The organism is Peribacillus sp. Aquil_B1 (assembly GCF_022603275.1).
Classification (GTDB): Bacteria; Bacillota; Bacilli; order Bacillales; family DSM-1321; genus Peribacillus.
Genome location: NZ_JAKXEE010000004.1, coordinates 387,250 through 409,556, shown reverse-complemented (window position 1 = coordinate 409,556; position 22,307 = coordinate 387,250). Strand labels below are relative to the sequence as shown.

The window sequence follows — 22,307 nt, the reverse complement described above, 5'->3', positions numbered from 1 at the left end:
TACGTGAAAAATGAGCTCTCATCGCGACTCACTCTTCAACTAAACCGACCTATAGTAACTAAGCTAAAGTTATTTAACTATTTATTTTATGGAACCTACAATTTATATGTAATTTTATCTGTGTAGTGCCTTAGGCCGCAAATAAATATTCCGATTTACAGACCTAGTATACATTCCCGATGAAATGTTTACTTAATTTTATACATCCCTAAAACCAAGCACAAATCAAAGTCTCGGTGCTTATTGATTATCTCAAAATATCAAAACTTTTGTACTGGTAATTCGTCCCTTATTCAGCTAACCCGCCTCGGTAGTCCCATAAGAAAAAGGCTGCCTCAGCAACCTTCCTACCTGTTAGATTAAATGGATAACTTCACATTTAACCTTGATATAGGAACATCAAAGGATGTATTGCAGCTTTTATGTATCTGTACTAATTTCCTCCCATTCTTGATCCATATAATTTACTAACCAATTAAGAGTGTAGTGCCGTTCATATACAACGCCTTCATCTAGAAATGATGGAACTTCCAAATGATTTATTTGGGCTTCTCGTACCGCCCAATGTGCCCTATAAATAAAATCAAGACTATCTAATATATCACCGGTTGGTTTTAAGGTGGATTCATCAAGCAGCTCTTGTTTAGAATGATGAGAAAAAACCGTCTCAAAAACGTATTCAGCATTGCACGTATCGGCTGGAACATCTATATCGGATATTAGATTTACAGACCAAAGCAGAAGCCAAATACATTCTAACTTCCACGAGTATTGGATCAGCTCATTCTGATTAGGATGTTCTTTCTTTAAAAACTTTTGTTCTTCTTCTGTGAATAATTCATTAGCCTTATACCTTTCAATGAATTCCTCAATTTTTTCTGGCGGAGCGTCCATCGCTTTCGCTGAAACTATCGCTAATGAAATCATTCTGTTTATAATTTCTTCCTTTGTTCTAAGGGAGACTTCTTCTTCATTTTCCGTTAAGGGTAAATGTTTATTTATTGGTACCTTTAGGGTCTTTAATATTTTTTCGGATTGTTTTTTTCTCTTTTTCGAACTTTTCATTCCGCACCTCACTACTAGCTGATCCCGCTTCTTTAAAATTATTATTAGAAAAACTTTCCACATACCGTCTTTTATCGTAACATGGCACTCAACTTACCTGGGCATTTAGTTGCATAAAGAAAAAGCTCAGCTCCAATCTTCAGTTAAAGCACCCGTTCGTTCCAAAAGGAATATTCGTCTAAACTCCCCTTTAGTGAAAATAAAAATAGTGCCAACTTCTCTTTAATAGAAATTAGCACTTCGGTTTATTCACTATACGTTATCGTGCCGCTTTAGGCGGTTGGCACACATCACATTTACGTTGGTTATTATTTTTGAATTTCTTGAATGTTTTTTCAAAGTTACTGCCACATGTACATTTAAATAGTAACTTTTGAGAAAAACCGTGATATTCAGTCGTTAGCAACTTACTTTCAGAATTGTTCTCAACAAATTCTTTAATTTTACCAATCGTCCATTGTTTATTCATTTCTCCTACACCTCCATATTTTATCGCTATGCGGAGGCTTTTCTGGCATCCGTTCAGAAACAGTAATTATCGTAAGCTATTCATTATAACATGAGCTGGCACTCAATTAAACAGATGGATGTATCTAACCTGCCCCGAAGTTGCATAAAGAGAAGGAGCTGCTGATCAGCTCCTGGTAATGAGTTAAAGGACCCTCTGCCTCATAAGAAACCCTGTATGGAATAAGTTCAAATTATCCATCCATTGAAAACCATACCCAAGTTGATAACCATGTGAAAAACTATGGATGGATATATACTATTGGTCTTTAAAACTACGATTGCATAAAAAAGCCCCCCAAAAGAAAAAAGTAAGCTTATTATGAAAGGAATTCCAATTGATATATGCAGGAACCCGAATCCGATACTGGTTATTACAACCGCATAAAAGGTGGAAACATTTCTTTTTAAACTAAATAACATAATACCTCTCCAAATCACTTCTTCAAGTGTAGCGTTTATGATGGCAAACAATATACCGAAAAGTAATACTGGTTTTAAATCGCTCATTTCTTGACTAAATAATGGTATAAGTATTGTGCTCGATACCATTAGCCCAATAAGTAAAAAATACGGTAATTTAATTGTATGAAACGGCATTGTGATACGACTGTGCCAATCTGGTAATAGTGCGTAGAAAAATATCTTCTGCTTAGACAACATAAGTGAAATCACTGTTCCAATCATAATAAACATAAGTAAACATCTGTTTATTATGATTTTCATTTCTTTGGATATATTCCATTCATTGATATAGCTGCTTCCGAGTTGATATACCAATGTACCTAATAAGAAGAACATCAACAAAGAAACTATTGAACGGTATTTATTAGTTGAGATGTAGAGAATCAGCAAGAATATGAGTGGCAATAATCCCCAAACAAACAACCTATATGAAAAAAGAATAATACCTGCGAAAAATAAAATCGCCAAAAATAAGAGAAACATATTTGTCCGTGAGCGATTTATGCTAATCCCCCCTTTAAGAAAGCACAATTCATACGTTTCAGCTAAACATTCAAAATAACTGCTCTTTAGCTGAATAAGTCCTTACATTTACAATACCATAAAAAGTAAATTCCCCCTCCTGTTACTTAACATCAATAAGCAATATGAAAAGAGCTTTGAACAAATATCAAATAGCGCCCCTATAAACTGCCCGATAACTGCATAAGAAAGAGCTGCCTTAAAGACAGCTCCGATCTTCAGCTAACGCACTTGTTCGATTTAGTACATTTCTTAACAGCTTTTTCAGAAATATTAACTGAAAAATCTTTTTACCACTAAGAACTAGAAGTGAGATGAGATGAGATGAATTTCAATAAAACCTTACATAATCCCCTTCTTTAATTTGATTCTTTTCAAACCAGCCAAGGTTCACTTCAATTGCATAGTGATAAGAAATTCCTGGATCATAGCTAGGACATATATCTTCTTTACAAGGCTCCATATGAAGTATTTTCAGAATTTCCCCATCCCAATCAAGAAAAGCAATAGATAAAGGAATCAATGTGTTTTTCATCCAGAAGCCACCATATATCTTTACTGGAAACACAAATAACATCCCCTCGTTTTCGGGTAATTTACTGACAAACATTAAGCCCTTATCTCTTTTTCTTTGAGTATCTGCAACTTGAACGGTTAATCTAGTTTCCCTGTTTCCGCTGAGTATCTTTATCATTTTTGTTTTTATTCTATTTTCCATGTTCACTCACCTTAGGGTAGTATTATAAGCAGGAAAGAAATTCAAAAGAAGTTCATGAGATTGAAAAAAAGTCTTTTCCCTTAATAACTAAAAGGAGATAAAACAAAAACAAGAAAAAAAGAACTAAGGCAATCCCTTTTCACATCTAATACTTATTCTATGGGTTTAAATTTAATTCTTCGTTTTCAATAATCACAACAACAAGATATATGAAGATTTGTTCAACTGCCTCGTTTGTTGCATAAAAAAAGGGAGCTGCTGTACAGCTCCTGCTTAAGCCATTTTTCTCTGGTTGGTGCAATTCTATAGCATACTAAAACCATTTTTTCCTCTCATCATCTAGAATATCTAATATCGTTTGCAGTATTAAAGCGCCCGATTGTTGAAGAATTTACAACAATGACTATCGAATATTTCCTAATGATATTTATTGTATTTCATCCTTGGAATGTACAATATTATTAATTTTCATTCAAATGATATATTAGTTGCACAACGCCAGAGGAGAACGTTTTTGTATTAACCAATTTTAAATTCAACCTCTTTTTTATATCAATAAACAAAGGTTTCCCTGCTCCCAAAATAACAGGATGAACAGATAATCTAAATTCATCAACAAGCCCTAAATTGATAAATGTTGTAATAAGACTTGCTCCGCCATATAGCCAGATGTCTTTACCGGGCTTATTTTTTAATTTATTTACTTCTTCAACAATATTATCATTTATAAATATTGCTTTATTATCAGTCCCTTTTTGCGTTCGGGAAAACACGTATTTTTCTTTACTATGAACTAGATCCCAAAGTTCTTTTTCAGTATCGGCATCTTCATTTCCTGGAGTGAATTGTCCCCATAAATCGTAGCTTTTTCTCCCATATAAAATAGTATCAATTTGATTTAAGAAATTAATAAATCCCATCTCAGGGTCCATGATGCACCAATCAACTTCCCCATTTTTCCCTTCTATAAAACCATCTAAAGTAACTGCTAAATCTAAAATCATTCTTCTTGGCCTTACATTATTGGACATAATTCTACCTCCCTCAATCATTTGAATATTGTTTGCTCCAAGCTTTAGCTAACGCACTTGTTAGCTGAAGTCGATTACTTTTCAGAGTTCTCATCAACAGGTTTTCGTTTATGTTTTTCATTAATGATCTTTTTATTAAATATCTTAACTTCTCCAACCATTAGTAACCTCATATCCTCCACAATATACTTGGCTAACTCTTGGTCAGTGATGTCATCTCCATCAATATCAAGGCGGAATTCCTGCCCTTGAAGCCCACCGCCATTACTAAACGCTATTTCAAAGTCAAATTGAACTCTTTTATCCATTTGAACCCTCCTACAATATTGATTAATACTGCAATTGCATTGATAAATTGCCTTTTGGCAACAACACAGGGTTTTTACACCTTTCAACTGTTCTCAATAGACATATTCTAGACGAAAAAACCAATTACCTCCTTCAACTATACTGGCCAGATACTGCATAAAGAAAAAGCTACCTTAAAGGCAGCTCCGATCTTCAGCTACGCACCCGTTCATTAAATGCTTATTTTTATCAGCAACTATGTCCTTAAGGATAAGGGTGGAAAAAAGACTCCAAAACTAAAACGATTAAATAAAAGATAAAAAAACTCAAATTCCCCTTACCCAAAAAGCCCCCAGGGAACACGAACGATCCCGCTAATAATGGATAATATTATATTAAATAAAAGCCTATGACTAAAACTAAAAGGTAAATAAACATAGAGTATAAAGTTAAGATATATTCTTTTTCTTCTCTGTTATATTTCCATTCCATGAAAGCACGAAAACTTAATGAAATAAGAAAGTAGCCAATAAGCCAGGAGGTAGGATTATCAACAAACCATATTGATATAAGAAATGCGATTATCATAGCCATTTCAGTCCATCTCTGAAATGGATTGACAGCTTTATAAAAATGCCCCTTACTTTTTTTAATCTTCCATTTCTTCTTCAACCAACGTTCAAACACTATTGCAATGATAAAAAAAACTATAATATAAATGAAGTAATTTAACAAAAAACTCACCCGCCCTGACCGCCAATTATATCCTTACTTAATTTAAAGTCCTTTCTGATCCTTTCTGCCAGTACAGAGAAGGATTTTTGTTCATACAGAGCCTTTTAACCTTGATTTTTTTGTTGTTAATCTTAAACAGGAATTGAATCCAGGCCAATACTATTATATAGAAAACAGATTAAATGTACGATAATGTTAAGAATCACATATTCAAGAAGCCACTAATTTGGTGGCTTTCTTATAAACTAAACTCTAATTCATTTAATAACTCCTCTGAACCATCTACATAAATTACATTTCTATATTGAACTAACCTGCCACGTAAGTTCATTAATAAAGTATCAACCTTTATTTCATGTCTTCCCAAACACCATTGCTGTATTTGCTACGAACGTACTAGTCAGGTCAGTATACTTTACTTCTTTTCTGGAAAAAAGGGCAGTGGAAAAGCACAATCTTTAAAAACCTTTCATACAAAAAAAGCTACCCATCAAGAGTGGGTAGCTAGTATTACATATTATTTGAAAACAATTTGCAGTTTTCCAGATACTCTTCCAGAAGAGTATCCATCTTTCACATCTACATAAAATTTACCTATTTTCATATCTGTGAATAATGTCTTTCCACCAGCTAAGCTATGATAGCCTGTGCACTTTCCAGTACTGGCATTGCAGAGACGGGACCATATGTTACTATAATTAGTCAACAACTTACTTCCAGAAGAAGTCTTTAAATAGATTGGGGAAACCAGTTGTACCTCCAAGTCACTGCCTCTGTTAGGATTTCCTATTTCACCATCCCATTTTCCATCTTCTGTTTGAAAAGAATACTGAGGAACACTTGCTTGAGCAGAAGAATTGCCTAATACCATTCCACCTACCAGAACTAACACAAAGGTACTTAAGATTGCAAATAAGTTTTTCATGCCACTTCCTCCTCCCATCTTTATCCATTTTATAATATCAGAATAAACCGATTATTGAAATGATTAAAAATGACTATAGCTTCTTAGTATCAAACACCTTTTCGTGGCGTCACCTTCATCGTTTTACAGTTCTAGTCACTACGTTCGTTGAACTATCCTGCATTTATTTTCTTTTGGAACGCATGCCTTTAAGTTTTGTAATGTCATCTTTCATAAGCAACTGGTTATACATTTCACTGTTAACATCATATATGCAATTTTGCCTTGATTATTATAATGAATTCCCCAACCATAATTCTTCACTAAAGGAGAAGCCCTGAAGCAAGCCTTGGATTTTGAAAAGAACCGTTCTCGAAGTTCAGCTGCATTTTCCGCTTCTATTTGATTCTTGATTAAGTATGTTTTGAATTGTACGTCTTCTTGTGTAAACTTATAGGGGTTATTGTTAATTAAATCATGTTCGATATAAGCAATTGTAGGTTTTTCGTTTTTGATGACAGGTACCTTTGCTGAAGTAACTTTTGAATCCTCTGAAATCGTAATAAGTGTATTCTTATAGCTCATATAACAATCTCCTTATTCAGCAATGCGCTTATTTAAATACCTTATTATACCATTAATTTCCTCCGCGATCCTGCCCCCTTTAGCTCTATAAGAAAAAAGCGTCGTTCGTTATTGAAGTATCGCATATGTCTTCAAATTTGGAATTAATCTACTAAAAAAAGGCTACTTAACGTAACCTTTTTTAGTACAATCATTTTCTATTTAGTTTTGACTTTAAGGGCCTTAATTACTTCTTCTGTTGCCTTCGCAATAAGCTCGTCGTTATAATCAGCCTCTTTTTTATCACGACTTGAAAGTACAGCAAGAACAATAGGATCTCCTTTTGATGGCCAAATGATCGCAATGTCATTTCGCGTCCCATATGATCCTGCCCCAGTCTTATCAGCCACTGCCCAACCTTTCGGCACTCCCGCACGAATCAACGCATCTCCAGTAGTATTCCTCTTCATCCAATCTATCAAAAGTTCACGTTTCTCAGTTGGAAGTGCATCTCCCAATGTAAAAGCCTGAAGACTAGTGGCAAGTGCCCTTGGTGTACTCGTATCAAGAGTTTCACCAGGATTAACTACATTTAAATCTGGCTCGATTCGCTCAGGGTTGGTAACATTATCTCCAATTCCCTCCAATGCTTTTTTAAATCCAGCCGGTCCCCCCAGTTGTTCAAGGATAAGGTTTCCAGCAGTATTGTCACTGTATCGAAGAGAAGCATCAGAAAGCTCCTTAAGAGTCATCCCCGTATCAACATGCTTTTCTGTAATCGGATTATAATTAACAAGATCCTCACTTGTATAGGTAATTCTTTGATTAAGGTCTTCTATTGATTTCTGTTGTAAAAGTGCTCCTACAGCCAGAGCCTTATGAGTGGATGTATACGCAAATCGTTCGTTTTCTTGAAATTCCACGGTTTCTTTCGTTCCTGTATCAATGGCATAGACCCCTAGCTTTGCATCATATTCCTTCTCAAGTTGTTCAAATTTCTCCATTGTTGCTTCTTTTGCCGTAATATTTTCTGACGTTTGGTTAGTTCCCCCGGTTTGTTCTGTTTCCGATTGTTGTACAACCTGTTTTTTCTCATCTGAACAGCCTGCGACCATAAGCACTAAGCCCATTGGTGCCAGTATTTGATAAAACCATCTTTTGTTCATGATGTAAAACCTCCTAATTATTTGATTAGACTCTTATGTAAGAATTGAAATTTTAATGGATTACATTTGTAGTCTGATTACATCTGTAGTATAGTATTACATATGTAATCAAACAAAGTCAATTCTTTATTTTTTTACCATCATGCCACTATGAATTTGCTATGTACCTGTTTTTTTAAAATTTAAAAGTCAAGAGAGGTGGTATTGAAGGGCATGTTTTTAACTCACTTTATAATAGGTCTATTGGTGTCTTCATTTTCCGTTACTGTAATCCTGCTTATACGAAAATGGTTTGGAAGACAATTAGCAGCAAAATGGCACTATCATTTGTGGATGTTTCTTTTTATGGCTTTAGCACTTCCATTCATACCTACTGATTTATATAATTTCAGTTCTCTCTTTAGCAGTGCGGATTCATATCAGATTCATGCATCCAGCTCTACTATGAATAAAACTGGAACTGATATGATGCAGGGCCTGCACCTCATACAAGACTTTTCTGTATCGGTCAATCGGCCGGACCTGTCCTTACTTAATGTGGGAGTGATGGGTTTATGGGTGTCAGGGGTGCTTTTATTTACCTTTACCATGGTTCGTGGATGGCTCACAATCAGAAGGATAAAGAATCATTCTTCTCCGTTTTCCAATCAAGAAGTACTTGCGCTTTTCGAAGAATGCAAGAAAAGACTACAGATAAAAAAATCAATAAAGATTGTTATTTCGAAAAGAGTCCAATCTCCGATGATATTCGGACTTTTTCAAACATATATCGTCTTACCTTCCCAACATGAAAACTGGCTTAGCTTGAAAGATTACGAGTATATCTTTCTTCATGAATTGAATCATTATAAAAACAAGGATTTGCTGACAAATTACATGATATTGTTCTATCAAATCATTTATTGGTTCAATCCCCTTGTTTGGCTTGCTTTTAGAGAAATGAGATTGGATCGGGAAATCGCATGTGATACAGCTGTTTTACAGTTACTGGATGATCATTCTTTTAGTGAATATGGAAATACGATCATTAATTTTTTGGTTCTTTCCAAACGGTCAAGTAATCTGCAGTTAGTGACACAATTAAACGGTTCGAAGCTTCAAATCAAAAAAAGAATTGAACAAATTTCTGCCTATAGTCATTCCGCAAAAAAATCAATAAGAAAAAGCGTCTTTATTTATGTGTTGGCCAGCATCATTTTGACAATCCAATTACCTTTCGTTTCCGCATTTGCGACGGAAAACGACCGATACTATTTTAAAAATGACGGAGTAGTTTATGAGGATTTACATCAATTCTTTAAAGGGTATGAAGGAAGCTTTGTTTTATATGATCATAACGCACAGCAATATCGGATTTATAATGAAGAGAAAAGCACTTTGCGGGTATCACCTGATTCCACATACAAAATCTATAGTGCCTTATTTGCACTGGAATCAAATGTGATATCACCCGAAGAATCCAAACTTTCTTGGGATGGGACCGAGCAACCCTATGCAGCTTGGAATATGGATCAGGATGTCTCATCTGCTTTACAAAAATCTGTAAACTGGTATTTCCAAGAATTAGATCGTAGAACAGGATTTGAAACAATTCAATCCAATCTGCAAGAGATAAACTATGGAAATTCCGATGTATCTGGGGAATTCAGTGATTTCTGGAACGAATCCTCATTAAAAATTTCTCCGGTCGAGCAAGTCCAACTGCTGCAAGCCTTTTATAATAATCAATTTGGATATAAGGAAATGCATATCCAAGCTGTGAAGCAAGCATTACTCTTAGAAAAGAATGGAGAAGCTCGCCTATCAGGAAAAACAGGTACAGGAGCAGTGAATGGAAAAAACATCAATGGTTGGTTTATCGGGTATGTAGAGACGAAGAACAATACTTATTTCTTTGCTACCAATATACAAAATGAAGATGATTCATCTGGAAGCAATGCGGGAGAAATCACTTTATCAATTTTAAAAGACTTAGGAATCTATAATGAAAATGAAGGGGAGAAATATGGAAAAAAACATTCCTAGTATATCAGAATCAGAATGGGAAATCATGAACGTACTTTGGGATAAATCCCCTCAAACAGCGAATGACATCATCCTTTCCTTACAGGAAAGTACCGATTGGAAACCGAAAACCATACGGACCCTTCTCGATCGATTGGTTCAAAAAGATGTAGTAGGTGTCAATAAAGATCAAAGGGTTTACACCTTTTACCCGCTCTATTCACAGGAAGAATGCCAGCGTGCCGAGACCGAATCGTTTATCAAACGTATCTATGGAGGAACCATGAAATCCATGCTTGTCCAATTCATTCACGAAGATACCCTATCTGATGATGATATCAATGAACTGCGCACTATTTTAAATAAAAAACCCAAAAAGTAATCCTATTAAAAAGGCTGTTTTCGCATACTTTGTTGCTATTTACCAAGTAGTGCGGTGTAGTTGATTTCCCCTCCAGATGCTCGCTTTCCGCGGGGCGGGCGGTGAGCCTCCTCGGCGTAAACGCCTTTGGGGTCTCACCTGTCCCGCTGCTCCCGCAGGAGTCTCGCACTTCCGCTCCAATCAACCTTATATAATTTCGTTTTAAAAACAACAATCTTTACGAAAAGAGCCATTAAAAAAGTCGATTTGGAATTTTTCCAAATCGGTATGACATTGTAAATTAAACACCTATAAGAATAAAGAGAGCCTACGATCCTTGTTATGTAAGGAAGGAGGCTTTCTTTTATTTGAGTTTTTTTGACTTTTCTCTATTTTTCAAATGGAATTCGGGGATCTTCGTCTTTATATCGAGAATAAGTCGTGCCTGCGCTTTCCATTTCTGAGCATTGTTCATTACTGCAAGCAAACAGATAAGTTTGTATGTCAGTACGGACACTTACTCCAAAATAGTAGGGGAACATTCCACCTTTATTTTTATCCATGTTTGTATCAATAGCAATAATATTCTCTTTTTCTGCTAACTTTTTATACTCTTTACTCTCAACTGTTTTCAGCACCATTTCACTTAAAATAACCTGTTCACTTTCGGACGGTTCATACGCTTGTTCAAAAATAAACCATCTTCCAAATAAAAACAAATTAAACCCTATACTGATTATCAATATTGTTATTAAAATCTTATTCTTCATATATCCCCATCCCTGTACCTCTGTCTATCTCGATAGTCCCCGCCTCCTGTAATTCATTTAAACGACTTAAACTCTCTTCTTTATTAAAAGAACTATGCCAACGATAATCATATTGATCCAAAATACGATAATGGTTACTAATCAAATTTTGTTGCAAACGAAAATCCCCTCTATACTCGATCTCTTTCCACCATATCTTACCCCCCATTGTTTTTTCTTTAGGCGTACCACCATTTTTGCTAGCAATTAAATGAACAAAATCTACTGGATTGTCACCTATTGATGATATCAACAATTCGCTATGATTAAACAAAGCACAAAATGCAACAACGGTGGTCCAATTGGCTTCTGTTCTTCTTTTTTCAATTTGAACTAGTGTTTTTTTTGAAATCCCTAGAATTTCAGACATCTTATCTTGAGAAAAACCTTGTTCTGTTCGGACAATTTTCATTTTTTCCGATATTAAATTGATGAACTCTTCTCTTTCCATATATACTAAATACTCCTTTTTAGTGTAATTTTACACTAAAAGTATTATTTTTCAATAAAAAATACCTTTTTTGAATAAAAAAACAACTTTAAAACACAAAGAAAAGGCTGCCTTAGCAACCTTCCTTATCGATGTTTATTGAATAAATCATTTAAAAACAAATTCAGACAATACAGTTACGAATTCCCTCTTTAACTAACCTGCCCAGCTAGTCCTTAAAAAGGTTGCCAGTAAAACTCCTGTTACTTGAACAAAGTTTTTACCTTCCCACTCAATTTTTCAATTTCTTTAATCATTAGTTTCGGATATTCTTTAGATGCTGTGTTCATCTCTTTTTCCTCAAATACCTTATATTCAATCAAAGTATTCCAAAAGTGTGTTGCTCCTTCTAAAATGGCTTCAAAGAATTCTCTTTTCGGTAATATAGCTTGTGCAAACACCTCAACAGGTTCCCAATCTCCCACAATAGAAAAATCCAATGAATTGCTGTTTATGGAGATCAACTTCATAAGATATGGATCGATCCCATAAGGTATTTCAACGCTTTTTCCGTTTAAAAATTGCTCTATACCCAATATATAATCATTCCATAAATCTAACCCACTAGGTATATCATTTCCTGCAACAGTTTGATTATTAAATTGAATCATTATATGCATTTGAATATGCTCCGGAGTGAATTTTCGATGTTCAAAAATTCCTCTTAATTTCAAAGAGTCATCCAAGGATATATAATGCTCTTCACCTTCGCTCATTTCAACTAGAAATGTACTTATTTTAAACATCATTAAATTCCAATCTTCATTAAATTTTATAGTCATTTAACAAGCCCCGCTAGCCAAATTCACTTTATATAAACGCCAAGCACTTTATAATACCCCAAAACCATGAATAAATCTCTAATTCCTTGCCCTTCAAAAAGAAACTGTCTAAAGACAGACAGCTCCAATTTCCAGCTAACTCACCTGTTAGTTAATTAGCCAACACTATAATATTTTCATATTACCCCATATTTCTTCTAAAGACTTTCCATCCAATGTTGCCTGTTGTAGTAGCTCCTCCGTTGTACTAAACGATTGTAAATCGAATTCATAATCTGAGAGATTAGCAACCCCCAAATTATTTTAAAGAAAATAAAAACAGTTCTATTGAAAACACTATACCCTTTCAAGAGGTGTATGAGGTAAAGGTGGTAATTGAATTCTAACCAGGTCCCCGGGGTGAACCTCACCACTTTCCAAAACTATGCTCATTATTCCAGCTTTACGTATCAAATTCCCATGCCGATCCCGGCCCAAAACAGCGTTCATAAGTCCTGATTTAAATTGATCAATCTGGGCACATGGATTTCGTAGGCCCGTTACTTTAATAACTGCTGTTTCCCCAATAAATAGTAATGAATCCTTCGGTAATTCAAGCAGATCGATACCTTTTGTCGTAATATTTTCACCCATTTGTCCAGCTGTAACATTAAACCTGTCTTTCAATTCATCTAATAATTCTGAGTGGATAAGGTGAACTTGCCGCAGATTAGGTTGATTTGGATTCTTCGCTACACGTGAACGATGCTTAACAGTTTTACCTGAATGGGCATCTCCTTCAACGCCCAAACCCTTCAACAGTTTGATACTATTGCAATTTCCCTTGCTGAATGTGTGTTTATCACTTTTACTTACAGCTATTACTACTCCGCTAGCCGAGTCGATATTTTCGTCATTCATTTTTCTTTCAACTCCCCCCAATACTTATATTTGATATCTTTATTCAACTATCCTGCCAAGAAAGATCCAAAAAGAAAAAGGCTGCCATAGCAACCTCCCTTTGTAAGCTCAATTAGAATCTTAAATAAACTGCCCCTATAGTTGCATAAAGAAATAGCTGCCTTTAAGGCAGCTTCGAACATTAGCTAAGCACCCTTTAATTCAACAAGAGTGCAGTATATTAGTATGTACTCATTATATGTAATCGATATCGAAATGAGGGGATATTAATTCCATGCTTTGTAAATCCCATTCAAAAGTAAGGATGGCTGATTGTTTTGATTTATGTGTTAAAAGGCGTACACCATTTTTTATGATCATGCTTTCTGCATCCCAAAAACGGACAGTTTCGTCTTCTCCAGTACGATTACAGACAAATACCGGCAGTCCTGTTTCTAATGACCTTTGTTCCCATTCTCCCTCTGGACCGTGTAATCCGGGTCCCCAGGAAGAAGGTGCAATTAATATTTCCGCTCCCTTTTCAACTAAGCTGTAAGCAATGTCTTTGGGATATGCGTCTGCACAAATCATAATACCAACCTCAACATTGTCTGTTTTTATTGGCTCTATTACATCCCCTGAAGCTGACCAATCATCAATAACACTTATTTTTCTCTGTTTACCTAATAAATGCCCTTGTTTATCTATGACAAACACAGAATTATACAACTCTCCGTTACTGCCTTTTTCAGGGCAACCCAAAAATACAGTGCTTTTTAAATTCTTTAGTTTACGGCTCAAATTACCCATCCAAGCATCCGGTTGCCGGTTAATCCATCCAGTCCCAATCTTATGATTGAATTGAAGTCCGCTTACACATAGTTCGGGTGTTATAATCCATTCGGCATTATTGTTTGATGCTATATGAATGGCTTGTTCAATGAGTTTTCGGTTATACTCAACATCACCAGCGATAGGCAATAGGTGTAATAAAGCTATTTTTATTTTTCCCATAGTAATCTCCCAAACATCAACTTTTATTAATGGCTATGCTTGTAATAATTGTAGCATAGGCATTGATTTGCTTGTTCAACTAAGCTGCCCCGTTAATTCCTTAAGAAAAAAGATTGCCGCAGCAATCTCCCTTTTTGAAGTAAAATACGGTGTTAGTTTACAAACTTAACATACTTCTTTTATTAATTGTTCTGTTGTAAGTATAGTGGCGAACTCGTCATTTAAGGTAGCTAAAGAAATATTATGTATAGTCTCGGCATCATAATAGTTATCATTTTGGCCTTTTATGCCAAATGCTGCTGTCGCATCTGAAATAAGGTATGTATTAAAACCTAAACTCCCACTCATTCTTGTGGTCGTAGACACACAGTGGGGCGTAGTCAAACCTGTTATTACTACTGTTGTGATATCATTTAATTTTAAAAACTCTTCTAATTTTGTACCGATAAAACTACTATTTACTTTCTTTGTTATAATTACTTCTTCCCCAAGAGGCTTAACCAATTCTTTTATAGCGAATCCTTCATTCTTTGGATGGAATTGAGAACTAGGGTTATCGGACATGTGTTGAATATGTATTACTTGCCAGCACTTTTCCCTCCATAAGAAGAGTTGAATAAATAGTGCAGTAAGGATTAATGCCAAAAGAGAAAAAAAATTAATTTTTCTTATCCTTTTCAAGTAAATCAATAATTCTATCAAGCTTTTGTTCGATATTTTCTGACTTGCTTGGTTGTTTAGTAACGAGAGAACGAACAAGAAAAAACACACCAAAAAATATCCCAAATAGACAAATAAACGTAAATAGTTGAAATATTACATCACCAATATTCATATTAATCCCTACCTTTCCAAGTACCGGTGTTATTGTACCATATTTTTACTGAACTGTTCTTTAACACCTCGCTAATGGAACTAACCTGCCCCTTTAGTGCCATAAGAAAAAGGCTGCCTCAGCAACCTCCCTTATTGAAGTAAAGCACCCGTTAAGTTGTTAATGAACATTGACTCATGGGCTACTTTATAAAAAGTATTTATTTACATAGATTGTATATGAAATTACAAGAATCGACCATATCATATTTCCGGTAAAAGGATGTTGATTGTGTGTTAATGATAAAGAAAAACTTATTACAAGAAAAAACAAAGAATAAACAAGCATCATCCAAAATCCCCATTTTTTAAGCCTCATATATCCAAAAATAATAATAAAAGATGTTAGAGCTACTAACACCCTTATTAATTGTTCAGGGACATTTGATAACCCAAATCTTGTAGCTATACCTATTTGATTGGCATTAGAATCATAGAAAATAGATGTCGATAATAAAACAATAGCACCTAAAATATAAAAATAACTAATTAAAGAAACACCTAAAGGTCTTTTCATTAATATATTTCTCCCTCTAAATTAAGTTTAAGAAACTCTAAACTTATTTTTTAATTTTGGATTTATAAAACTTTTCTATTTGCTCTTTGATTGAAATGATAATATAAACTGTCTTTTACAACATTAAGGCAAAAAAAATGCCTTATAGAACTATCCTGCCCCTTTAGTTCTTTATGACATTATGTTAAGAATTGAAGCCATTTGTGTTCTGGTTCGTGCAATTGTATAGCGTAATGAAGCCATTTTTTCCTCTGATTATCTAGTTTGTCTATTATCACCATAAAGTCTTGATGGTCTTTTTCTCTTGTGTTTTTTACTTTATATAAAAGTACAATTTCTGGATTTAGATAAGGAATGCCTGTATCAGAATAACTCCAAACTGACTTAAGTGGATGGGAAATCGTTAAATCCCTTCTGAATTTCCAATCATTTTCCTTAGTTTCATTTAGAAGAACTTCTAATATATCTCCATTTGACTTATTCAAAGCCTGTATTTCGTGAATAGGTAACTCTAAAAACTCATTTTCCCAAGTGTAGAATTTACCTTTAATAACCTTTTTAAAATCCCATTCTTTAAGATATTCCTTCAGATACAATTGGTCTTCTCGAAATAGTGCAATCTCTATATCTTGATGTTCTCTTGTTTCTCTGCCGATAAAAAGATCAATTGCCCAACCACCTGCAAAGAACCACGTTTTATTAAACCCTGACAATAAAGAAGTAATGCTATGACATTGCTCAAATGGCATATGAATCCCCCAGACTTAAAAACTTATATCCTTATCTATTCTTTTTCTATTGTGAAAAACCTCTTTACTGAATCCATCCAGGGTATCCAAGCCAGAACCTGGTAGCATTTACCGCGTTGGTTAGGAAGAATCCGATTATAAAAATAAAGAATGGGATAAAATTGTTGTACTCGAACAACTAAAGTGAATACCAAGATTGGAGAGTATGGTAAATAATTTTTATGACAGAAAGTATCTATTACTCCTGTAAATAATACTTATGAGAGCCTGAACCATTACAAAGAAGTTTAGAAAAGTGAAACAAGAATTTCAAATAAGACGGTCCTTTTAAAGATCGTCTTATTTAGCTTTGAAACAAAGTTTGATCAAATTAATACAAGGAACCTTATTAATGAATAAATGTACAACGTTAAGTGAGTTTCGCATGGATCTGGATCAACGACTGACTCTATAATGAATCTTTCAAATAAAAAGAACTGATTCTTATCCATGGGTCAGTTCAATTTCCATTATTTAGATAAATTGCACCTCTACCCCCTATTAAGAATATTCAAATATTGAGATATTCTATCTTATAGGCCTAAGAATAATAGGAAAGAAAACAAGCCGTACCACATAAATAGGTGGTACGGCTTTGTTGATTTAAAAACTTTTAGGAACGGTAAATCTGTTCTTTTGATTTTTGATTTGAAGCAGCGGGAACTTTTCGTGTCTTATTATTTATCATATCTGAAGAGTAAACCATGATACTTACCATTCCCCCTTGGGTTGTAGCTCGGATTAGGATAGGTTGATTGTACGTGTTTTTAAAACTAAAATCAGGACCATACCAGCTTACTGTAGCATCGCGGCCAGATGGAACATACGGAACGCTTCTAGTATGGGAATAGCGTTGAATAGTTTTCAACCCTGCATTGTCAATAGCATTAAACAGGGTGGATGACACCTGACATATCCCTCCGCCAATCCCTTCTGAAAACTCTCCTTTAACGATAACTCGAGCGAGCATATATCCTTTATTTACTGATCTCCTGCCTACGGCTTGATTAAAAGAAAACACCTCTCCAGGAAACACGACATAATTATTAATGGCTTCTGTAGCAAGCGAGATATTATTTGTACGATTTTTGTTGTTCACATTAAAATAGGTTCTATATTCACCTATCTTTTTTTCACGAATCTCCGCAAGTAATTCGCTATCAACTTTTGGATGAATAGCAAGCAAAGGCACTTCTAGTTTGTAGGATTCACTACTGTACAAAAAGGAATAAAATTGCTCTTTAAATGCTTGATGGTATAGCTTGTAACCTACCCGCCCAGGAAGAATATTACCTTGTTTGCCTATTGTGGCATTTACAGGTTTTTGGTACACTTGTCGATCTATTTTTTCGACAAATTGATTGTATTTATCCATGTCCAAGATAGGAACATCAAGTAAGGGCAAAGTAATATCATCATGGTTGACACTGGCAATCGTTTGTCCTTGGTGGGTTACCGATAAGCTTTCAGAAATATTCACTGGTTGAACGAATAGTAAAAGTCCGGCAATCCATGATAATCGCATTGAACGCACCCCCAGACTGGATTGGAATTTATTTTTCCGTATCCTCAAAAATCTCACCTTAAGGCTTCATAAATCGCATCTTGATCAATGAACCAACGATCCGTCAAACTCTCCCTTCGGATCATAAAATGGATGTTTTTGCTTTCACTCCCTTTTCCCTCTTTATAAACCTTCACTTGAACCGGTACATCCAAGAATATTAACCCGTTTGCGTCTTTAAGAGGTTGTCTTGAAAAATCTTTAACCGCTAAGTATGTAATATTTTCAGCAAGTTTTTTGGAACGAATGGAATGACCCGGATTTGATAAGGTCATTGATAATAATTTTTGATCTCCTTGATTTATGGCAACGGTAAAAATATGGATAAGTTCGTAGGGACTTACCGTGCCTAAATATTCATCAAGCTTACCGGCCGCTTTCAGTATCATCAATTTATGGGCGGAATCTTCATTTTTTAAACGATGTGTTAAACTTCCATAGAAATGAATACAGAAGTGACCTGGAAAACCATTTTGAAGAGAACCGGCACCATGCGGCATTCCATTCATAGAGGCAGCGATCATTTGATTATTAATGAATACAATAATCGCTCTTCTTTTCCAGCTCCATTGATTATGATAAATTTTCTTCATAATCTGAGTATCATCCTTGGTTAGTGGCTGAGCATCGACATGATGACTACCTGCTCTTCGTTGAACCTTAAATGATAATCCCGTTTCAATGTCTATAATGGTGAAAGTCGTTTTATTAGGAATAATGTTGTTTACTATCTCCCAAGGTAATATCCCAATTTTGAAGTTTATAGGTACTTCTTCATCTTCCCAATCAATCGCATAGACCGAGTGATTCAACATTAAGACAAATATAAAAATAAAAATTGCAAAAAATTCTTTATAACATTTTTTTCTGTTCATATAGAGTTTCTCCTGCGTTTTTCTTATTATTTCAGGACATGGTCATTTGAATACCTTTTAATATTTGGGAATTTTTCAAATAAAACTATGTTATAAAGGTTTGTTGGAATCAGCTTTTAGGCTTAAAAGGGCTCAACCCCCTAAGGGAGCCAAAAGTTAAATGGTCATATTTCATTACTCTTAATCATAAGGAACAAGGAGAACATTTATTTGAGGGTGGTCTTTATGAGAACAAATTATAGAAGATGGACAGAATTTCCTTACCCAGGGGAAAGTATCCCACCTAAAGGTTCTCCAGAGGCAGGAAATTGGCCAATGTTTTTTATTTCAAGGGGAAGAGATAATGATTTCCTGGACCCCTTTCATCAACGAATCATTTGGCAAATTAAAAATCCTCTAGATATTGATTGGGAAACAGAGTTATTCATTGTAGAGGAGACCTTAAAGTCATTGACTTCCCAGCAAATACGCATCGCAAAATATTGGGGAACAGGTGAATTAACCGCTAAAATTACCACTCTAATTTTTAATTTAGCTGAAAAGTATATGCTTGGATCGCCGAGTGTTGCAAGGGTTCAGAGTTATTTCCATGCTGCTATGAATGATACCTTTGTCATGACGTGGTTTTTTAAATATCAATGGGATGTTGCACGACCAAATCAATATGACAGAAATCTGTCAACTGTGTTGTTTACCCCCCGTTTTCCAGCTTACCCTTCTGCACACGCAACTGTGGCGGGATGTGCAGAGAAAGTATTAAGTTATATCTTCCCTCAAGAGTCTTCCGAAATAAAAAAACTAATGGAAGAAAGTGCTCAATCTCGTTTGTACGCTGGCGTACATTTTAATGTGGATAACAATGAAGGCTTAAAGCTAGGCAGACAAGTTGGAGAGGTAGTAGTAAGTTTTTTAAGGGCACAAAATCTAAATACGCTTCAATAATGTTTGGGTTCAGGTTGTGCTAACCTGAACCTTTAGTTAAATAAAGAAAAAGCTGCATTAAATTGGTCGAATGACTGTTAACGGTGAAGTCTGTATGATAAACAAAAAGCCGTTTCCTGTATGGTAGGAAATGACTTTTTTATTTCTCTTATTGTATGGACCCTTTAGAAAATGATTATTTTATTTTTTACTTCCCCGAGACCAGATCACCACTGGAATCAATAATAAAGATAATAACCCTCCAATAAATGATAATGTTGTATAGCTTGAACCGGCCACAATCATTCCAGATAAGGCGCCACCAGAAGCTCCTGATAAGGCAATTAAAACATCCACTGTACCTTGAGTTTTAGCCCGATTTGAAGTGTCAGTTGAATCAACAATAAGAGCAGTCCCACTTATTAAACCAAAATTCCATCCTAATCCAAGTAAAGAAAGAGCAATAACTAAGAGAATCATAGAATCGCCTGGTGCAATCGCCGATATTAAACCGGCCAGAAGCAGCGTAGCTCCAGAGGCAATAGCCATGGCAGTACGGCCAAACTTATCAACAAGGACACCTGTAACCAATGAAGGAAGATACATGGCAGCTATATGAAATCCAATAACGAGACCTATTTCACCCAAGTCATGTCCATGATGTCTCATATGAACTGGTGTCATGGTCATAATGGCCACCATTACAATTTGTGTAAGAACCATAATTGTCGCACCAACAATAATCCCTCTTTTGTTTTCTATTTGTTCAGTAGCAGCCGAATATCCTATTCGATTCCTTTCTTGTTTGGAGGCTTCTATTGCTCTTGCTATAACTAATGGATCTGGACGAAGCATAATGAAAAGGACAAGACCTGCTAAGATAAATGCTGCTGCTGATAAAATGAAAGGACCAGCGAGTGAAGGAACGCCAATAGAAAGGGCAAAATTCCCCATTACGTTGACTAAATTCGGCCCAGCAACTGCACCAAATGTTGTAAACACCATGGTAATACTAATAGCAGTGGCTCGCTGTTTATTGTTAGCCAAGTCCGTTCCAGCGTAACGAGCTTGTAAATTTGTCGCTGTTCCTGCACCATAGATGAGCAAGGAAGCAAATAAAAGGAAAACGCTATTCATGATAGCTGCCGTTATGACTCCTATCGCTCCAAGTCCACCTATCATAAAACCAGCTGTTAGACCTGTACGGCGACCATAACGTTGCGAAAGTCTCCCTACAATTAACGCAGCCCCGGCAGATCCTAAAGTAAATAAACCTGATGGAACTCCAGCAAATGCGTCTGTGCCAAGCATTTGTTGTGCAAGAAGTGCCCCCACCGTAACTCCAGCTGCTAACCCGGCACCACCAAAAATTTGTGAAATGCTTATAATAATCAATGTACGTTTGTATAACATTTTTTGTTTTTCTTGAGAATCTACATAACTCTGGTTCATTTGATATGATTTACTGGACATTTGTTAAGACCTCATTTTTCATTCTGTAATTTCTCCCCATCATGTACACCTTCCTCTAGACGAATGCATTAATACCTAATAAAATATGCACCTTCACTTTTTTAGTTTAAAAACGATAAAATCAGCACATCTGAAATCTTCTTCAAATGAAGGATATTTTTCTAACATCTCTTTTGAAGGCTTAGGTTCTATTATGCTTTCTAAAATAAAACCTGTTTTGATTAAAGTGTTTATATAACTTGTTAATGTTCTATGGAAGAATAGCATTTTTTCTTTATCTCCTAAACCTTGTTCATACACACCTTCATAAAAATATTTATCTACGTTCCAATGCAGCTTTTTACCGTCCTTTGTTTTCTCCCAACCACTTTCTGGAGTAACAAAACAAGGATGCAAAATCGAAAATATAAAACAGCCTCCATCTACTAATAGACGATACATTTCTTGAAATGCTTTTTCGTAATTTGCAAGATCTTGAATAACCATATTGGATACTATTAAATCGAAACTTTTGTCCTCTAAACTATTCAAGTCCTCACAATTACCCTGCCTATAATCAATCAACAAATCAATTGGGGTTCTTCCCTTAGCAATTTCTATCATCCGTGATGAATAATCCACAGCAGTTACAGTCGCTTCGGACCTCGCTAAAATCCGGCTTAAATACCCTTCGCCACACCCGGCATCTAAAACCTTTTTATTACTTACTGTTTCCATAAGTGATAATAAAGTTGGATTTAAAAAAACTTCTTTATGAAGATCTCCTTGCTCGGTATGATTTGCAGAATATGTATCCGCGAAACTATCCCACCTTTTAATCGCTTCTTCTGTACCAACATTTTGATTCATGTTAACTCCTCCCTGCTTTTGTTTTAAATTCATCCCCATCACTTCGATAATCTTCTTCTAACCTGGTCCGTTAGTTGCATTAATAAAAAGCTGCCTTAAAAACAGCTCCGATCTTCAGCTAACGCTCCCTTTAGTTAAATAAT

25 protein-coding genes and 1 pseudogene are annotated in these 22,307 nt (G+C 35.3%); 3 read left to right on the top strand and 23 right to left on the bottom strand.

The window, feature by feature from the left end; translation table 11 throughout:
- Positions 1-420: 420 nt before the first annotated feature.
- The 10 genes from MPH60_RS23245 to bla form a co-directional block, all read right to left on the bottom strand.
- A complete protein-coding gene (locus MPH60_RS23245; RefSeq protein ID WP_241591835.1) occupies positions 421-1,065 on the bottom strand; it encodes a DUF4272 domain-containing protein in 645 nt (214 codons plus the stop codon).
- Between the two features lie 259 nt (positions 1,066-1,324).
- Entirely contained in the window at positions 1,325-1,534 is a 210-nt protein-coding gene (locus MPH60_RS23240) for a hypothetical protein (protein WP_063235826.1), read from the bottom strand.
- Between the two features lie 227 nt (positions 1,535-1,761).
- Positions 1,762-2,082 (bottom strand): CPBP family intramembrane glutamic endopeptidase, encoded by a 321-nt coding sequence (locus tag MPH60_RS23235; RefSeq protein ID WP_241592084.1) that lies wholly within the window; start codon positions 2,080-2,082, stop codon positions 1,762-1,764.
- 808 nt (positions 2,083-2,890) lie between these two features.
- On the bottom strand, positions 2,891-3,277 hold the full coding sequence (locus MPH60_RS23230) for a DUF192 domain-containing protein (RefSeq protein ID WP_241591837.1): 387 nt from the start codon (positions 3,275-3,277) through the stop codon (positions 2,891-2,893).
- Positions 3,278-3,738: 461 nt separating this feature from the next.
- The gene (locus MPH60_RS23225; protein ID WP_241591840.1) at positions 3,739-4,308 is read right to left on the bottom strand and encodes a dihydrofolate reductase family protein; all 570 of its coding nucleotides are present in this window, start codon (positions 4,306-4,308) and stop codon (positions 3,739-3,741) included.
- 74 nt (positions 4,309-4,382) lie between these two features.
- Positions 4,383-4,616 (bottom strand): cyclase, encoded by a 234-nt coding sequence (locus MPH60_RS23220; protein WP_241591842.1) that lies wholly within the window; start codon positions 4,614-4,616, stop codon positions 4,383-4,385.
- Between the two features lie 370 nt (positions 4,617-4,986).
- Positions 4,987-5,283, bottom strand: coding sequence for a DUF4181 domain-containing protein (locus MPH60_RS28020; RefSeq protein ID WP_405390679.1), 297 nt, complete (start codon positions 5,281-5,283; stop codon positions 4,987-4,989).
- A gap of 565 nt (positions 5,284-5,848) precedes the next feature.
- Positions 5,849-6,256: a hypothetical protein gene (locus tag MPH60_RS23215; protein WP_241591843.1), complete on the bottom strand. Its 408-nt coding sequence runs from the start codon at positions 6,254-6,256 to the stop codon at positions 5,849-5,851.
- A gap of 210 nt (positions 6,257-6,466) precedes the next feature.
- The gene (locus MPH60_RS23210; protein WP_241591845.1) at positions 6,467-6,820 is read right to left on the bottom strand and encodes a DUF6157 family protein; all 354 of its coding nucleotides are present in this window, start codon (positions 6,818-6,820) and stop codon (positions 6,467-6,469) included.
- A 197-nt stretch (positions 6,821-7,017) separates the two neighbouring features.
- Positions 7,018-7,965 carry a class A beta-lactamase gene (gene bla / locus MPH60_RS23205; protein ID WP_405389026.1) on the bottom strand — a complete coding sequence of 316 codons (948 nt, stop codon included), beginning with the start codon at positions 7,963-7,965 and terminating at the stop codon, positions 7,018-7,020.
- A gap of 213 nt (positions 7,966-8,178) precedes the next feature.
- Between bla and MPH60_RS23200 the strand changes: the two genes are divergently transcribed.
- Positions 8,179-9,990 carry a BlaR1 family beta-lactam sensor/signal transducer gene (locus MPH60_RS23200; protein WP_241591847.1) on the top strand — a complete coding sequence of 604 codons (1,812 nt, stop codon included), beginning with the start codon at positions 8,179-8,181 and terminating at the stop codon, positions 9,988-9,990.
- Positions 9,971-10,351 carry a penicillinase repressor BlaI gene (gene blaI / locus MPH60_RS23195; protein WP_241591849.1) on the top strand — a complete coding sequence of 127 codons (381 nt, stop codon included), beginning with the start codon at positions 9,971-9,973 and terminating at the stop codon, positions 10,349-10,351. Before MPH60_RS23200 ends, blaI begins: the two co-directional genes overlap by 20 nt.
- Before the next feature lie 368 nt (positions 10,352-10,719).
- On the opposite strand, the gene MPH60_RS23190 is transcribed toward blaI, so the two are convergent.
- The 11 genes and pseudogenes from MPH60_RS23190 to MPH60_RS23140 all read right to left on the bottom strand — a co-directional run bounded on the left by MPH60_RS23190 (position 10,720) and on the right by MPH60_RS23140 (position 18,921).
- Complete coding sequence (locus MPH60_RS23190) at positions 10,720-11,100, bottom strand: hypothetical protein (protein WP_241591852.1); 381 nt, start codon at positions 11,098-11,100, stop codon at positions 10,720-10,722.
- Positions 11,090-11,590 carry a helix-turn-helix transcriptional regulator gene (locus MPH60_RS23185; protein WP_241591854.1) on the bottom strand — a complete coding sequence of 167 codons (501 nt, stop codon included), beginning with the start codon at positions 11,588-11,590 and terminating at the stop codon, positions 11,090-11,092. Before MPH60_RS23185 ends, MPH60_RS23190 begins: the two co-directional genes overlap by 11 nt.
- A gap of 242 nt (positions 11,591-11,832) precedes the next feature.
- Complete coding sequence (locus tag MPH60_RS23180; protein WP_241591856.1) at positions 11,833-12,411, bottom strand: hypothetical protein; 579 nt, start codon at positions 12,409-12,411, stop codon at positions 11,833-11,835.
- 336 nt (positions 12,412-12,747) lie between these two features.
- Positions 12,748-13,311, bottom strand: coding sequence for an MOSC domain-containing protein (locus MPH60_RS23175; protein WP_241591858.1), 564 nt, complete (start codon positions 13,309-13,311; stop codon positions 12,748-12,750).
- A gap of 234 nt (positions 13,312-13,545) precedes the next feature.
- Positions 13,546-14,304, bottom strand: coding sequence for a carbon-nitrogen hydrolase family protein (locus tag MPH60_RS23170; protein WP_241591862.1), 759 nt, complete (start codon positions 14,302-14,304; stop codon positions 13,546-13,548).
- Between the two features lie 165 nt (positions 14,305-14,469).
- Positions 14,470-14,916, bottom strand: a pseudogene (locus MPH60_RS23165) (isochorismatase family protein); the annotation flags it as partial.
- Positions 14,917-14,962: 46 nt separating this feature from the next.
- The gene (locus MPH60_RS23160; RefSeq protein ID WP_241591864.1) at positions 14,963-15,139 is read right to left on the bottom strand and encodes a DUF4083 domain-containing protein; all 177 of its coding nucleotides are present in this window, start codon (positions 15,137-15,139) and stop codon (positions 14,963-14,965) included.
- Between the two features lie 186 nt (positions 15,140-15,325).
- Positions 15,326-15,694 (bottom strand): hypothetical protein, encoded by a 369-nt coding sequence (locus MPH60_RS23155; RefSeq protein WP_241591866.1) that lies wholly within the window; start codon positions 15,692-15,694, stop codon positions 15,326-15,328.
- A 179-nt stretch (positions 15,695-15,873) separates the two neighbouring features.
- A complete protein-coding gene (locus MPH60_RS23150; RefSeq protein ID WP_241591868.1) occupies positions 15,874-16,443 on the bottom strand; it encodes a nucleotidyltransferase domain-containing protein in 570 nt (189 codons plus the stop codon).
- A 652-nt stretch (positions 16,444-17,095) separates the two neighbouring features.
- Complete coding sequence (locus MPH60_RS23145; protein WP_241591869.1) at positions 17,096-18,007, bottom strand: VanW family protein; 912 nt, start codon at positions 18,005-18,007, stop codon at positions 17,096-17,098.
- A gap of 53 nt (positions 18,008-18,060) precedes the next feature.
- The gene (locus MPH60_RS23140) at positions 18,061-18,921 is read right to left on the bottom strand and encodes a hypothetical protein (RefSeq protein WP_241591871.1); all 861 of its coding nucleotides are present in this window, start codon (positions 18,919-18,921) and stop codon (positions 18,061-18,063) included.
- Between the two features lie 225 nt (positions 18,922-19,146).
- Between MPH60_RS23140 and MPH60_RS23135 the strand changes: the two genes are divergently transcribed.
- Positions 19,147-19,863 carry a vanadium-dependent haloperoxidase gene (locus MPH60_RS23135; RefSeq protein WP_241591873.1) on the top strand — a complete coding sequence of 239 codons (717 nt, stop codon included), beginning with the start codon at positions 19,147-19,149 and terminating at the stop codon, positions 19,861-19,863.
- A 180-nt stretch (positions 19,864-20,043) separates the two neighbouring features.
- On the opposite strand, the gene MPH60_RS23130 is transcribed toward MPH60_RS23135, so the two are convergent.
- Both MPH60_RS23130 and MPH60_RS23125 read right to left on the bottom strand, forming a co-directional pair.
- Positions 20,044-21,315, bottom strand: a complete 1,272-nt coding sequence (locus tag MPH60_RS23130; RefSeq protein WP_241591875.1) for an MFS transporter — start codon at positions 21,313-21,315, stop codon at positions 20,044-20,046.
- Between the two features lie 93 nt (positions 21,316-21,408).
- On the bottom strand, positions 21,409-22,164 hold the full coding sequence (locus tag MPH60_RS23125; RefSeq protein WP_241591877.1) for a class I SAM-dependent methyltransferase: 756 nt from the start codon (positions 22,162-22,164) through the stop codon (positions 21,409-21,411).
- Positions 22,165-22,307: the final 143 nt, after the last annotated feature.

Bases quoted from the DNA above. Each gene is read 5' to 3' on its own strand.
- MPH60_RS23240 (WP_063235826.1), bottom strand. From the start codon at position 1,534: ATGAATAAACAATGGACGATTGGTAAAATTAAAGAATTTGTTGAGAAC.
- MPH60_RS23185 (WP_241591854.1), bottom strand. From the start codon at position 11,590: ATGGAAAGAGAAGAGTTCATCAATTTAATATCGGAAAAAATGAAAATT.
- MPH60_RS23210 (WP_241591845.1), bottom strand. From the start codon at position 6,820: ATGAGCTATAAGAATACACTTATTACGATTTCAGAGGATTCAAAAGTT.
- MPH60_RS23245 (WP_241591835.1), bottom strand. From the start codon at position 1,065: ATGAAAAGTTCGAAAAAGAGAAAAAAACAATCCGAAAAAATATTAAAG.
- MPH60_RS23225 (WP_241591840.1), bottom strand. From the start codon at position 4,308: ATGTCCAATAATGTAAGGCCAAGAAGAATGATTTTAGATTTAGCAGTT.
- MPH60_RS23230 (WP_241591837.1), bottom strand. From the start codon at position 3,277: ATGGAAAATAGAATAAAAACAAAAATGATAAAGATACTCAGCGGAAAC.
- MPH60_RS23160 (WP_241591864.1), bottom strand. From the start codon at position 15,139: ATGAATATTGGTGATGTAATATTTCAACTATTTACGTTTATTTGTCTA.
- MPH60_RS23200 (WP_241591847.1), top strand. From the start codon at position 8,179: ATGTTTTTAACTCACTTTATAATAGGTCTATTGGTGTCTTCATTTTCC.
- MPH60_RS23180 (WP_241591856.1), bottom strand. From the start codon at position 12,411: ATGACTATAAAATTTAATGAAGATTGGAATTTAATGATGTTTAAAATA.
- MPH60_RS23190 (WP_241591852.1), bottom strand. From the start codon at position 11,100: ATGAAGAATAAGATTTTAATAACAATATTGATAATCAGTATAGGGTTT.
- MPH60_RS23125 (WP_241591877.1), bottom strand. From the start codon at position 22,164: ATGAATCAAAATGTTGGTACAGAAGAAGCGATTAAAAGGTGGGATAGT.
- MPH60_RS23135 (WP_241591873.1), top strand. From the start codon at position 19,147: ATGAGAACAAATTATAGAAGATGGACAGAATTTCCTTACCCAGGGGAA.
- MPH60_RS23170 (WP_241591862.1), bottom strand. From the start codon at position 14,304: ATGGGAAAAATAAAAATAGCTTTATTACACCTATTGCCTATCGCTGGT.
- MPH60_RS23175 (WP_241591858.1), bottom strand. From the start codon at position 13,311: ATGAATGACGAAAATATCGACTCGGCTAGCGGAGTAGTAATAGCTGTA.
- MPH60_RS23155 (WP_241591866.1), bottom strand. From the start codon at position 15,694: ATGAAAAGACCTTTAGGTGTTTCTTTAATTAGTTATTTTTATATTTTA.
- MPH60_RS23140 (WP_241591871.1), bottom strand. From the start codon at position 18,921: ATGAACAGAAAAAAATGTTATAAAGAATTTTTTGCAATTTTTATTTTT.
- MPH60_RS23145 (WP_241591869.1), bottom strand. From the start codon at position 18,007: ATGCGATTATCATGGATTGCCGGACTTTTACTATTCGTTCAACCAGTG.
- MPH60_RS23130 (WP_241591875.1), bottom strand. From the start codon at position 21,315: ATGTCCAGTAAATCATATCAAATGAACCAGAGTTATGTAGATTCTCAA.
- MPH60_RS23215 (WP_241591843.1), bottom strand. From the start codon at position 6,256: ATGAAAAACTTATTTGCAATCTTAAGTACCTTTGTGTTAGTTCTGGTA.
- MPH60_RS23235 (WP_241592084.1), bottom strand. From the start codon at position 2,082: ATGAGCGATTTAAAACCAGTATTACTTTTCGGTATATTGTTTGCCATC.
- MPH60_RS23150 (WP_241591868.1), bottom strand. From the start codon at position 16,443: ATGCCATTTGAGCAATGTCATAGCATTACTTCTTTATTGTCAGGGTTT.
- MPH60_RS23220 (WP_241591842.1), bottom strand. From the start codon at position 4,616: ATGGATAAAAGAGTTCAATTTGACTTTGAAATAGCGTTTAGTAATGGC.
- blaI (WP_241591849.1), top strand. From the start codon at position 9,971: ATGGAAAAAAACATTCCTAGTATATCAGAATCAGAATGGGAAATCATG.
- bla (WP_405389026.1), bottom strand. From the start codon at position 7,965: ATGAACAAAAGATGGTTTTATCAAATACTGGCACCAATGGGCTTAGTG.